Origin of the sequence: Pseudoxanthomonas sp. JBR18 (genome assembly GCF_028198165.1) — a bacterium.
In the GTDB taxonomy this organism is placed as follows: domain Bacteria; phylum Pseudomonadota; class Gammaproteobacteria; order Xanthomonadales; family Xanthomonadaceae; genus Pseudoxanthomonas_A.
Genome location: NZ_CP116339.1, coordinates 3,970,105 through 3,983,013 on the forward strand (window position 1 = coordinate 3,970,105; position 12,909 = coordinate 3,983,013).

Annotated in this window: 11 protein-coding genes; 3 read left to right on the forward strand and 8 right to left on the reverse strand. The window is 65.4% G+C overall.

Annotation, left to right across the window (positions count from 1 at the left end; genetic code table 11):
* Positions 1-19 precede the first annotated feature (19 nt).
* From PJ250_RS17905 to ndk, 4 genes are all read right to left on the reverse strand, one after another.
* Complete coding sequence (locus tag PJ250_RS17905) at positions 20-844, reverse strand: helix-turn-helix domain-containing protein (RefSeq protein ID WP_271648694.1); 825 nt, start codon at positions 842-844, stop codon at positions 20-22.
* Between the two features lie 59 nt (positions 845-903).
* On the reverse strand, positions 904-1,722 hold the full coding sequence (pilW, locus tag PJ250_RS17910; protein ID WP_271645964.1) for a type IV pilus biogenesis/stability protein PilW: 819 nt from the start codon (positions 1,720-1,722) through the stop codon (positions 904-906).
* Positions 1,709-2,857 (reverse strand): dual-specificity RNA methyltransferase RlmN, encoded by a 1,149-nt coding sequence (gene rlmN / locus PJ250_RS17915; protein ID WP_271648695.1) that lies wholly within the window; start codon positions 2,855-2,857, stop codon positions 1,709-1,711. The genes pilW and rlmN overlap by 14 nt, the downstream gene beginning before the upstream one ends.
* Positions 2,858-2,930: 73 nt before the next feature.
* Entirely contained in the window at positions 2,931-3,356 is a 426-nt protein-coding gene (gene ndk, locus PJ250_RS17920) for a nucleoside-diphosphate kinase (RefSeq protein ID WP_130518656.1), read from the reverse strand.
* 209 nt (positions 3,357-3,565) lie between these two features.
* On the opposite strand from ndk, the gene PJ250_RS17925 reads away from it, so the two are divergent.
* The 3 genes from PJ250_RS17925 to PJ250_RS17935 are packed head-to-tail and all read left to right on the forward strand — an operon-like array spanning position 3,566 to position 7,835.
* Complete coding sequence (locus PJ250_RS17925; RefSeq protein WP_271645965.1) at positions 3,566-4,201, forward strand: TetR/AcrR family transcriptional regulator; 636 nt, start codon at positions 3,566-3,568, stop codon at positions 4,199-4,201.
* 28 nt (positions 4,202-4,229) lie between these two features.
* Positions 4,230-6,602 carry a 3-hydroxyacyl-CoA dehydrogenase/enoyl-CoA hydratase family protein gene (locus tag PJ250_RS17930; protein WP_271645966.1) on the forward strand — a complete coding sequence of 791 codons (2,373 nt, stop codon included), beginning with the start codon at positions 4,230-4,232 and terminating at the stop codon, positions 6,600-6,602.
* Positions 6,603-6,626: 24 nt separating this feature from the next.
* Entirely contained in the window at positions 6,627-7,835 is a 1,209-nt protein-coding gene (locus PJ250_RS17935) for an acetyl-CoA C-acyltransferase (RefSeq protein WP_271645968.1), read from the forward strand.
* Positions 7,836-7,937: 102 nt separating this feature from the next.
* Here PJ250_RS17935 and galU read toward each other — a convergent pair whose 3' ends face one another.
* From galU to lapB, 4 genes are read right to left on the reverse strand one after another with little or no spacing between them, the layout of a single operon-like run.
* Positions 7,938-8,840, reverse strand: coding sequence for a UTP--glucose-1-phosphate uridylyltransferase GalU (gene galU, locus PJ250_RS17940; protein ID WP_271645970.1), 903 nt, complete (start codon positions 8,838-8,840; stop codon positions 7,938-7,940).
* Positions 8,837-10,744 (reverse strand): polysaccharide biosynthesis protein, encoded by a 1,908-nt coding sequence (locus tag PJ250_RS17945; protein ID WP_271645971.1) that lies wholly within the window; start codon positions 10,742-10,744, stop codon positions 8,837-8,839. The genes galU and PJ250_RS17945 overlap by 4 nt, the downstream gene beginning before the upstream one ends.
* Positions 10,745-11,728, reverse strand: coding sequence for an MraY family glycosyltransferase (locus PJ250_RS17950; protein ID WP_271645972.1), 984 nt, complete (start codon positions 11,726-11,728; stop codon positions 10,745-10,747).
* Positions 11,728-12,906, reverse strand: coding sequence for a lipopolysaccharide assembly protein LapB (lapB, locus tag PJ250_RS17955; protein ID WP_271645973.1), 1,179 nt, complete (start codon positions 12,904-12,906; stop codon positions 11,728-11,730). The genes PJ250_RS17950 and lapB overlap by 1 nt, the downstream gene beginning before the upstream one ends.
* Positions 12,907-12,909 lie beyond the last annotated feature (3 nt).

The following is a 12,909-nucleotide window of genomic DNA, read 5'->3' on the forward strand; positions in this document are numbered from 1 at the left end:
TCAGGAAGACCCTCGCGGATCAGTCCTGGACCGGCGCGAGTGATCCGTCGGAGGATACCGCAAAGCGCGCCACGTTGGCCCGCTGATACGGCGTGAGGTCCACCGTACTCCCGTCATGCTGAACCTGAACCGCAGTCGCATTGCCCAGTTTGATCCAGCCAACCTGTCCGGCCGAAAACGCGCGTTCATCGCCCGACTTGAGCAGGCCGCGCTCGATCATGTGCCCCTCCGGATCCTCGATCTCGACCCAGCTGTCGCCGCTGAAGCTCAGGTGCAGCGCGGAGGTCGGCGGTCCGACGGCCTCGGCCGCGCGATTCAGGCGCGGCGCCATGGACGCGGTGATCGGCCCGTTGTCGTCATAGGCAGCCGAGGAGGCAGGCGGCGGCGTCACTGGGCGCTCCTCGGAAGCCGGCTTGGTCGCAGGCTGACCGGCCACTTCGGCCTTGGGAATCACATCCAGCGACGCGGTCTTCAGGGCACGCGTGCCAGCACCATTGTTCGAAAACAGCAGCCACATCGGCACCGCGAAGAAACACACCGTGATCACCACGTAGACCGCACGCCGGGCCGTGCTCTCCAGGACGCGCTGGTAGCGCGGCGTATGGGTATGACTGACCAGCTCGACCGGCCTTACGGCCTGCAGGGAGGCCTGGTCCAGGTAGGCCGCGACATCGACACCCAGCAGTTTTGCGTAACTGCGCAAATGTCCGCGCACGAAGACCGGCGCTCCAAGTCGCGCCCAGTCGCCCTCCTCGAGCGCGCTGACCACGCGCGTGGGAACCTTGAGCCGGGAAGCCGCCTGCGCGACGGTCATGCCCTGCTGCTCGCGGGCGCGGCGCAGCATCGCGCCGGTCTCCGCCTGTTGCCCATCACTGGGCACGGAGAGGGTCGTGTTCCGATCCGTCATGGTCTTGCAGTGTCCCCGGAACTTGCGGCAGCAGCATCCGGGAACTCCGCCCGCAGTCGCTGCCGATATTTCTCGGCAGCTGCCCTGTCGCCGAGCTTGGTCTCAATGTCGGCTGCCAGTTGTAGCACGCTTGCGTCCGCTGGTGCAGCTGCCAGACGCCGTTCGGCGAATGCGCGTGCATCCATGAAGTGGCCCAGTCGGTACTCGTTGCGCGCCATGGAAACCAGCGCATAGGCATTGGTCGGGTCTAGCGACAAGGCCTTGCGCAGGTCAGGCTCCACCCGCTCGTATTGCCCGGTCTGCAGCGCGCATCCCCCGGCATTGGCCAGTGCCGAAGCCGGAGCCGCGTAGCCGGGCGCAGCCAGGGCCCGGTCAAACCACACCAGCGCTTCAGCGGCATGTCCATTGCTGCACAGCCAAGCGCCATAGTTGTTGAGCACGCTGCCGCTGTTGGGCGACAGCTCGGCCGCACGGCGGTAATGCTCGCCCGCCGCCTCGCCCTGCCCGCGACGCCCGGCGACAATGGCCAACAAGGTGTGCGCATCGGCCGAATCAGGATTCAGCCTGAGCGCCTTGTTCGCTTCGCGCTCGGCCGCATCCAGGTCGCCCACACGCAGGCGCTGCTCGGATAATCCCAGGCTTTCCCGCTCTTCCAGCCGCAGCTGCGTCGCCTTGCTGTCGCGCACGTGGTAAGTGCTCTTGGGGACCTCGATTTCCTTCATGCCCCCCTTTGGGCGGACAAAGGTCAGCCGCGAGCAGCCGGCGCCAGCCACCGCAAGGATGATCCCCGCCAGCAGCAGCTTACGCAGCGGCATCACCCAGGCCCTGCTCACGCAGCTGGCGATTGAACTCGGCCTGGCGCCGCGTGCGGTCCATGACCTGTCCCTTGAGCTGCCCGCAGGCCGCGTCGATGTCGTCACCGCGGGTGCGCCGGACCATGGTGAGCACCTGATTGTCCAGCAGGATCTTCTGGAAGGCACGGATCTGCGGCTCCTCCGAGCGCTCGTAGCGCGTGCCGGGGAAAGGATTGAACGGGATCAGGTTGACCTTCCCCGCTTCGCGGGACTGCATCTGGTTACCGAACTGCCGCATCAGCCGAACCAGCGCCCGCGCATGTTCCGGCTGGTCGTTGACGCCCTTCATCAGCGTGTATTCGAAGGTGATCGAGTCCCGCTTCGGACTCGCCTTCAGATAGCGCGCGCAGGCCGCCATCAACTGCTCGACCGGGTATTTCTTGTTGAGGGGAACAAGCTGGCTGCGCAGGTCGTCCTGTGCCGCGTGCAGGGACACGGCCAGGGACACGTCGCTCTCGGTCGAGAGGCGGTCGATCATCGGCACCATGCCGGCCGTCGACAGGGTCACCCGCTTGCTCGCCAGCCCGTAGCCCAAGTCGTCGCGCATGATGCTCATTGCGCGCACGACGTTGTCGAAATTGGCCAGCGGCTCGCCCATGCCCATCATCACCACGTTGGTGAGACGGCGGATCTGCGCCGGCACGTTGCCCAGGTGGCGCGCGGCCACCCAGACCTGGCCGATGATCTCGGCCGTGGACAGGTTGCGGTTGAAGCCCTGCGTGGCGGTCGAGCAGAACTGGCAGTTCAAAGCGCAACCGACCTGCGAGGACACGCACAGCGTGCCGCGGGTCTTGTCCGGGATATAAACGGTCTCGATAGCGTTCTTGCCATCCACGCCCATCGACAGCAACCACTTGTGGGTGCCGTCGGTGGAAGGCTTGTCGAACACCACGCCGGGGACGACGACCTCGGCATGTTGCTGCAGCTTGGCGCGCAGCGACTTGCCCAGGTCGGTCATCTGGTCGAAGTCGGTGACGTAGCGGTGGTGGATCCACTTCATCACCTGGTGGGCGCGGTAGCGCTTCTCGCCGAGGGTCTCCTCGAAGAAGCGCTCCAACCCGACCCGATCGAGATCGAGCAGGTTCTGCTTGCGCACCAGCCCACCGGCGAGCGCGTCGCCAGTGGTGGTCACAACCGGAATCGGCTTGGTCTCGGTCACGGGCCCTCCCTTAGCGGGACACCACTTCGGTGGCGGCGAACCAGTACGCCACCTCGATCGCGGCATTCTCCAGCGAATCCGAGCCGTGCGCGGCGTTGGCATCGATCGAATCGGCGAAGTCGGCGCGGATCGTGCCCGGCGCGGCGTCCTTCGGATTGGTGGCGCCGAGCAGCTCGCGGTGCGCGGCCACGGCGTTCTCGCCTTCCAGCGCCTGGATCATCACCGGGCCGGAGATCATGAACTCGACCAGCGCGTTGAAGAACGGGCGATCCTTGTGCACGGCATAGAAGCCTTCGGCTTCGCGGCGCGACAGCTGCTTGTACTTGGCGGCCACGATCTTCAGGCCGGCCTTCTCGAAGCGGGCGTAGATCTCGCCGATGACGTTCTTGGCGACGGCGTCGGGCTTGATGATGGACAGGGTGCGCTCAAGCGCCATGGAATTTTCTCCGAAAAAACGGACCTCGCGATCCGCAGGTGCACGAAAAACCCGCGTCAGGACGCGGGCTTAGGTTGGTTTGTTGTGGGAATTCTAACGTATCGCCCGCAACGATGCAGCCCGCGCGTGATTTTGTCGCACTGCAACATGACAGGGGCGCATCGAGGGCGCAGACTCAAACAAGCGTTTGATTCACACCCCGACCGACCATGGCCAACGGCAACCAGTTTTCCACCAAGGACCGCATCCTCGGCGCCGCCGAAGAGCTGTTCGCCCTGCATGGGTTTGCCGGCACGTCGCTGCGCCAGGTGACCAGCCGCGCCGACGTCAACATCGCAGCGGTGAATTACCACTTCGGCTCCAAGGAAAACCTCGTCAATGAGGTCTTCCGGCGTCGTATGGACGTCATGACGGCCGCGCGCCTGGGCCAGTTGGAGGCTGCGACCCGCGAGCATCCCGGCATGCTCGAACCCGTGCTGGCGGCCTTCGTACAGCCGGCCCTGGCCATGGCCGAGGATGGCCAGGGCGGCGCGGCTTTCGTCCGGGTCATCGCCAGGGCCTATGCCGAAAAGAACGACAACCTGCGCAAGTTCCTGTCCGACCACTACGGCCACGTGCTGCGTGACTTCGCCAAGGCCATCTCCGCCTGCCTGCCGGCCCTGAGCAAGGAAGAGCTGTACTGGCGGCTGGACTTTCTGGCGGGGGCGCTGACCTATGCCATGGCCGACTTCGGCCTGATCAAACGACCTGCCGGCGTCACCGAGGCGGCGCATCGTGAGCGCGCCGCCCGCGAACTGATCCGATTTGCCGAGGCGGGGTTTCGTGCCGCCATCCTTGAATCATGATTTCAACCAAAACAAGGGTTTGTTGAATATGTCTCAGAAACTACTTGTGCGCCGCGCCGCCGTCCTGGGCGCTGGCGTCATGGGCGCCCAGATCGCGGCGCACCTGACCAATGCGGGCGTGGATACGGTCCTGTTCGACCTGCCCGCCAAGGAGGGGCCTGCCAGCGGAATCGTGCTCAAGGCGATCGCCCAACTGGGCAAGCTCTCCCCCGCTCCGCTGGCCTCCAAGACGTTGGCCGAAGCCATCACGCCCGCCAACTACGGCAGCGATCTTGACCTGCTGCGCGAGTGCGACCTGGTGATCGAAGCCATTGCCGAGCGCATGGACTGGAAGCAGGACCTGTACGCCAAGATCGCGCCCTTCGTGGCCGACCACGCGGTGCTGGCCTCCAATACCTCGGGGCTGGGCATCAACAAGCTGTCCGAGGTGCTGCCCGAGCAGCTGCGCCACCGCTTCTGCGGGGTGCACTTCTTCAATCCGCCGCGCTACATGCACCTGGCCGAGCTGATTCCGGCCAAGACCACCGACAAGGCCGTGCTCGAGGGCCTGGAAACCTTCCTGGTCACCACCCTGGGCAAGGGGGTGGTCTACGCCAAGGACACGCCGAACTTCATCGGCAACCGCATCGGCGTGTTCTCCATTCTCTCCACGATCCATCACACGCAGGCCTCGGGCCTGGGCTTCGATGAGGTGGACGCGCTGACCGGCCCGTTGGTCGGCCGGCCGAAGTCCGCCACCTACCGCACCTCCGATGTGGTCGGCCTGGACACCATGGCCCATGTCATCAAGACCATGGCCGATACCCTGCCCGACGACCCGTGGCATCAGTACTTCACCTCGCCGAAGTGGCTGGAGGCGTTGATCGCCAAGGGCGCGCTCGGTCAGAAGGCCGGCGCCGGCATCTTCCGCAAGGTCGGCAAGGACATCGTGGTGCTGGACCTGGAGAAGCAGGACTACCGCCCCGCTGATCGCGCCGCCGCCCCGGAAGTGGTCGAGATCCTGAAGATCAAGGACCCGGCCGAGAAGTTCGCCAAGCTGCGCGAGAGCCAGCACCCGCAGGCGCAGTTCCTGTGGGCGACCTTCCGCGACCTGTTCCATTACAGCGCCTATCACCTGGCCGACATCGCCGAGACCGCGCGCGATGTGGACCTGGCCATCCGCTGGGGCTATGGCTGGTCGCTGGGCCCGTTCGAAACCTGGCAGGCCGCCGGCTGGAAGCAGGTGGCGCAGTGGATCGCCGATGACATCGTCGCCGGCAAGACCATGTCCGATGCCCCGCTGCCGGATTGGGTGTTCGACGGTCGCGACGGCGTGCATGGCGCCGAAGGCTCCTACAGCCCGGTGCAGGATGCCAAGCTGCCGCGTTCGTCGCTGCCGGTCTACAAGCGCCAGCGCTTCCCCGATCCGGTCCTTGGCGAACAGTTCCCCAAGGGCGAGACCGTTTACGAGAACGACGGCGTGCGCATGTGGCACGACGGCGACGATGTGGCCGTGGTCAGCTTCAAGACCAAGATGCACACCGTTTCCGACCAGGTGCTGGATGGCCTGCAGGAAGCTGTCGGCCGCGCCGAGAAGGACTTCAAGGGCCTGGTCATCTGGCAGCCGAAGGAGCCCTTCTCCGCCGGTGCCGACCTGGCCGGCGCGCTCGGCCTGCTGCAGGCAGGCAAGGTGGATGCGTTCGAGGCCATGGTCGCCAACTTCCAGGCCACCAGCCAGCGCATCAAGTATTCGCTGGTGCCGGTCGTGGCCGCGGTGCGCGGCCTGGCCCTGGGCGGCGGCTGCGAATTCCAGATGCACAGCGCCAAGACGGTGGCCGGGCTGGAAAGCTACATCGGCCTGGTCGAGGCCGGCGTCGGCCTGCTGCCTGCCGGCGGCGGGCTGAAAGAGCTGGCCGCGCGTGCTTCGGTCGCCGCAGGTCCAGGCGGCGACGTGTTCGCCGAATTGAAGAAGACCTTCGAGACCATCGCCATGGCCAAGGTCTCCAACTCCGCGGTCAACGCGCAGGAACTCGGCCTGCTGCGCCCGACCGACAAGGTGGTCTTCAACGCCTACGAATCGCTGTACATCGCCAAGAACGAAGCCTCGGCGCTGGCCGAATCCGGCTACCGCCCGCCCCTGCCCGCGCGCCGCATCCAGGTCGCCGGCGACGTCGGCATCGCGACCTTCAAGATGCTGCTGGTCAACATGCTCGAAGGCCGCTTCATCAGCGAGTACGACTACGAGATCGCCACCCGCATCGCGACCGTCCTGTGTGGCGGCGAGGTGGACCGCGGCGCGATCGTCGACGAGGAATGGCTGCTCAAGCTGGAACGACGCCACTTCGTGGAACTGGCCCAGCAGGAGAAGACGCAGGCGCGTATCGCGCACATGCTCAAGACCGGCAAGCCCCTGCGCAACTGACGCGACGAGACGAGGACACTATTTATGAGCAAGCAGATCCAGGATGCCTACATCGTCGCCGCCACCCGCACCCCGGTGGGCAAGGCGCCGAAGGGCGTATTCCGCAACACCCGTCCCGACGACATGCTCGCCCACGTGCTCAAGGCCGTGGTCGCGCAGGCCCCGGGCATCGACACCTCGCGCATCGATGACGCCATCATCGGCTGCGCCATGCCCGAGGGCGAGCAAGGCATGAACGTGGCACGCATCGCCGTGCTGCTCGCCGGCCTGCCCAACACCATCGCGGCCCAGACGATCAACCGCTTCTGTTCTTCCGGCGTGCAGGCCGTGGCGCTGGCAGCGGACCAGATCAGGCTGGGCAATGCCGACCTGATGCTGGCCGGTGGCACCGAATCGATGTCGATGGTGCCGATGATGGGCAACAAGGTGGCGCTGTCGCCGTCGGTGTTCAAGGACGACCACGTGGCCATCGCCTACGGCATGGGCATCACCGCCGAGAAGGTCGCCGAGGAGTGGAAGGTCAGTCGTGAGGACCAGGACGCCTTTGCCCTGGCCTCGCACCAGAAGGCCATCGCGGCGATCCAGGCCGGCGAGTTCAAGGACGAGATCACCCCTTACGAGATCACCTCGCACCAGCCCGACCTGGCCGACGGCAACACCATCCGCCTGCGCAAGCTGCTGGTGGAACAGGACGAGGGGCCGCGCCCGGATTCCTCGATCGAAGGCCTGGCCAAGCTGCGGCCGGTGTTCCGCAACGGCCAGTTCGGCGGCAGCGTCACCGCGGGCAACTCCTCGCAGATGAGCGATGGCGCCGGCGCGGTACTGCTGGCGTCCGAACAGGCGATCAAGGATTACGGCCTCACGCCCCTGGCACGCGTGGTGAGCTTTTCGGTCGCCGGCGTGCGCCCCGAAGTGATGGGCATCGGCCCGATCGCCGCCATCCCCAAGGCACTCAAGCAGGCTGGCCTGACCAAGGATCAGCTGGATTGGATCGAACTCAACGAAGCCTTCGCCGCCCAGTCGCTGGCGGTGATCCGCGACAGCGAGCTTGACCCGTCCAAGATCAACCCGCTCGGCGGCGCGATTGCCCTGGGCCACCCGCTGGGTGCGACCGGCGCGATTCGCACCGCGACCCTGGTGCATGGCCTGCGTCGTCGCCAACAGAAGTACGGCATGGTGACCATGTGTATCGGCACCGGCATGGGCGCGGCGGGGATCTTCGAGGCGCTTTGAGTGCAGGCCTGAGGCGCGCCGGTATTGCGCCGGCGCATCCTGACCAAAAACAAAGGCGGCCGATGGCCGCCTTTGTTTTACGCTCTAGGCAATGCGAAACCGCTATTGCGATTCGCGCACACCCAGCTCCTTCAGGGCGTTGCGCATGGCTTCGGCCGCGGCCTCACCGATCTTCTCGCTGTGCAACGCGTAATGGATGGTGGCTTCGACCAAGCCGATGTGCGCGCCGCAGTCGAAGCGGGTGCCCTTGAAGCGGTAGGCGTGGACCGGCTTCTGCTTGAGCAGGGCGGCGATGGCGTCGGTCAGCTGGATTTCTCCGCCGGCACCCGGCTTGGTCTCTTCAAGCAGTTTGAAGATGCTGCCATCGAGGACATAACGCCCCACGACGCCGAGGTTGCTCGGCGCATCGGCTGGCTGCGGCTTCTCGACCATGGCGTTGATCTTGCCACTGCGACCGTCGAATGCATCGGTGTCGACGATGCCATAGCTGGCCGTCTTGTCCGGATCCACATCCTGCACGGCGATCTGGCTGGCGCCGGTGCTCTCGTGGGCGTCGGCCATCTGCTTGAGCGAGCCGTCCCCGTCGCGATTGACGATCAGATCGTCGGGCAGCATCACCGCAAACGGCTCCTCGCCCACGATGGACTTGGCGCACAACACGGCGTGGCCGAGGCCGAGCGCCTCGTTCTGGGTGACAAAGATCGCCCGTACGCCCTTCGGCAAGGGATTGCGGACCTTTTCAAGCAACTCGAGCTTTCCGGACGCCTCGAGCTTGTCTTCCAGCTCATAGGCCTTGTCGAAATAATCGCCGATCGCATGCTTGTATCGATTGGTGACGAAGATCAGGGTGTCGCAACCCGCTTCAACGGCTTCATCGACGGCGTATTGGATCAACGGCCGGTCGATGATCGGCAGCATTTCCTTCGGCACGGTCTTGGTTGCCGGCAGGAAGCGGGTGCCAAGGCCTGCGACGGGAAAGACTGCCTTGCGGATACGTTGGGTCATCGGTGGGTCCTGGCCTCTCTGGATGGGAATGGAACAACGGTATCGACGAGTTCATGATCCTGTGCGCGGATGAACTCCGGCACGGCGGTATGCAACAGATCGCTGATCGTTTGGTCGTCGTAATCCGCAACAGCCTGACGCAACGCGTGCAACGTACGTGTGACGGCCTCCGGAGAGACGGCCCGTGCACGGGCCTCCAGGATCTTCGAATGGGCCGTGGGGCGGTAGAGTTCCTCGGCGTGGAACAGGGTTTCGTGCAGCTTCTCACCGGGCCGCAAACCGGTGTAGGTGATGGCGATGTCGCGGCCCGGATGCTTGCCAGCCAGGCGGATCATCTGTTCGGCGAGTACCCGGATCGGAATCGGCTCGCCCATGTCCAGCGTGTAGATGGACGCATGGGCCGCGCTCGCGGCGGCCTGCACGATCAACTGGCAGGCCTCCGGGATGGTCATGAAATAGCGCGTGACTTCCGGGTGGGTCACCGTGACCGGGCCGCCTGCGCGGATCTGCTCGCGGAACAACGGCACGACCGATCCGGCTGAGTCGAGCACATTGCCGAAGCGCACGGTCGTGAAGCGCGTACCGTCCCGATCGTCCAGGCTCTGGCACGCCATCTCAGCAAGACGCTTGCTCGCGCCCAGGACGTTCGCCGGATCCACGGCCTTGTCGGTGGAGATGAAGACGAAGGTACCGACCTTGGCATCGCGGCAGGCACGGGCCATGGTTTCGGTGACCAGCACGTTGTTGCGTACGGCCTCGCGCAACTGACCTTCCAGCAAGGGCACATGCTTGTAGGCGGCGGCATGGAAGACCGCATCGGGCTGGACGACCCGCAACGCATGGGCGATCGCAGCCGGATCGCCACAGTTCCCGAGGAAGGGAATCACCTCGATATCCGGAAAGGCGCGCAACAGCGCCTCATGCGACTTGATCAAGGCCAGTTCGCTGATTTCCATCAGCGCAATGCGCTGGGCGCCGTGCCGGGCGCACTGGCGACACAACTCCGACCCGATCGAACCGCCCGCACCCGTCACGAGCACGGTCCGTCCGCCCAGCCAGCCGCGGATCAATTTCCAGTCTGGCGTGACCGGCTTGCGCCCGAGCAGATCGTCGATGGCGACTTCCTTGAGCTCGCCCGGCAGGGAGCGGCCTTCCAGAATGTCCACCAGTCGTGGAACCGTCCGGAACGGCAACCCGGTGGCTTCGCAGATGGAGACCACCCGCTGCATCGCCGTGGCATCCAGCGAGGGAATGGCGATCACGATCAACCGCGCGGCGGTTTCGCGCGCGATGACGGGGGCATCCGCAAGCGCCCCCAGGACGGGCACGTCCCGCAGCTTTGTCCCATGCAGCCGTTCGGCATCGTCGAGCACGCCAACCGGCTCCCAGGCACCGCTGCGGCGCAGGTCCCGAAGCAGCGCCTCGGCCGCACGGCCGGCCCCCAACACCAGGACGCGCTTGGCCCCGACCTCCACCGCATCGCGCGTCTGATTATCCTTCCAGGCGCGGTACAGCAGTCGCGGAACACCGAGCATGCCGACCAGGGCGAACGGATACAGCACCAACGCCGCACGCGAAACCGCGTCAATCCGGTTATAGATCACCAGTCCCATCGCGATGGCGAGCAAGCCGATCAGGCCGGCCTTGAAGATATTGCCCAGGTCCGGAACGCTCGCAAAACGCCACAGACCGCGATACAGGCCCACGCGCCAAAACACCAACCCTTGGGCCACCAGGACGATCACGGACTCAGCCGACCACCACGGCAGCGCTGGTGCCCCCTGCACCATGGCATAACGGAGCCAGTGCAGCCCATGCCAGCACAGCCAGACCATGATCAGGTCGTGGCAGACAATAGCCACGCGAGGAAGCGTGACCGAAAGGCGCGTACGCCAATACTTCATTTAGTGTTCCTCATCCGTGGGGAAGTCCCGGGCCAGCTGCAGCCACCACAGTGAGGAAGCCAGCACGTGGAACACGACTACAACCCCTGTCGCCAGCACGATATCGCTGCCCCAGGTCATTACCATCAGCATCGTAGCGGTCGCGGTCAGGGCTGCACAAGCAAGGGTTACCGGCGAGTGCCCCCAGCGTCGGGCGGCATGTTGATAGGCGTGCGTGGTATGCGGACGCCACCACGCTTCGCGCGCCAGTACACGACGAGCAAGCGTGAAGCCAGCGTCAATGCAGCACACGCCTAGTGGCAGCAGTACCAGACAAGGCGAACCGGGGTTTTGCGCCATGGCCATGGCCGCCAGCCCGGCCAGCGTGTAGCCGAGCGCCCCGCTGCCGACGTCACCCAGGAAAATGCGTGCCCCCGGGAAGTTGAACGGCAGGAAACCGACGAGCGCAGCGCAGAAGCAAGTCGCCAGCCAGGACCATGGCGCCACCAGCACCCAGGCGAAACCAAGGCTTCCAATCAAGGCTTGGCTCGCGACAAGGCCGTTGATGCCATCCATGAAATTCCAGATGTTGACCAGCGCCACGCACAACATGGCTCCAGCGATGGCCTGCCACCACGCCAGACCCTCCAAGCAAAGGCCCGCTCCCAGTAGCGCGCCGGCCAGCACATGCACCAGGAGTCGTGGCCACGGCGAGAGGGCGCGATGATCGTCCACCCACCCAATGCCGGAGACCAGAGCCAAGCCCACCACAAACAGCACGAGCGCGGGGCGATGCGCGGGCCATATCAGGCCAGCTGCGCAGCACGCGCCCAACACCACCAGCACAATGGCCAACCCGCCGCCGCGTGGCGTGGGCACCACATGACTGCGCCTTGCGCCAGGCGCATCGATCATGCCGCGCCGCAGGGCGTATTGCCGCGTGATCCAGGTCAGGCCAGCCGAAGCCAACGCGCACACCACATAGCCCAACGCCAGGTCGGACATCAGACGACGGCGTAGTTCAACAGCGGCTTGACCGTTCCCCATTCCTTGCAGCTGGGGCACTGCCAATGATGGGTCCGCGCGCCGAAGCCGCAGCGCGTGCAGCGATAGCTCGGGTTACGCACCAGGAGTTGGTCGGTGATGTGCTTGAGATCGTGCAGCGTTGCCGAAGCATCGCTGCCTTCGGACAGCGTCAGCTCGATCAGCGCCGCCTCGCCGCGCACGGACGGCCGATCCTTCAGCTGCCGGGCAAGGTAGACCCGCGCCTCATGGAGTCCATCGTGCGTTTGCACCAGGCGGGTTAGCGCCAGCACGGGCGCGATGCCCCGGTAGTGCTCGCACATTTCGGACAGGAAGGCACGCGCGCCAGAAACATCGCCGACCTTCTCGTAGCTGGCCAGCAGCCCTGGCAGGATTTCGGGCAGGTAGTCGGGGTCGTGCCGGGCGGCGCGCTCGAACGCACGGATGGCCAACTCGGCATGTCCGGATTCGGCCTCCAGCCGTCCTTCAAGGATGCCGGCACGAACGGACTTGGCATCTGCCTGATAGGCGCGGGCGATCGCTTCACGCGCAGAATCGATCGCGTTGGCGGTGCGGTAGCGCTCGGCCAGTTCGCACTCGAATTGCGCGACCAGCTTGCCCATCGGCTCACCGGTGACTTCCTCGAAGCGGGTGGCGTTATCGATGGCCTTTTCCCAGTCGCGCTCGGCTTGGTAGATGCCGATCAGGTGCCGCAGCGCCTGCGGGGCACGCTGGTCGATCCTGGCCAGATCGGTGAACACGGTCTCGGCGCGGTCGAGCAGGCCCGAACGCATGTAGTCCTCGCCGAGTGCCAGCAGGGCCTGGACGCGCTGTTGGTCGGTCAGGTCACTGCGCTGCACCAACCCCTGGTGCAGGCGGATCGCACGATCCACCTCCCCACGCCGGCGGAACAGATGGCCCAGGGCGACTTGGGTTTCGAAGGTTTCCTTGTCCAGCTCGGCGATATGCAGGAATAGTTCGATCGCCTTGTCCGGCTGCTCGTTGAGCAGGTAGTTGAGGCCACGAAAGTATGTGCTGGACAGATGGCTGACCTGAGTCACGTTGTGCCGTTGACCACCGCGTCGGCCGATTACCCAGCCGACCAGCGCGGCCAGCGGCACGAACAGGACGAACCAGAACCACTGGTTGAGAAAATCCATTCG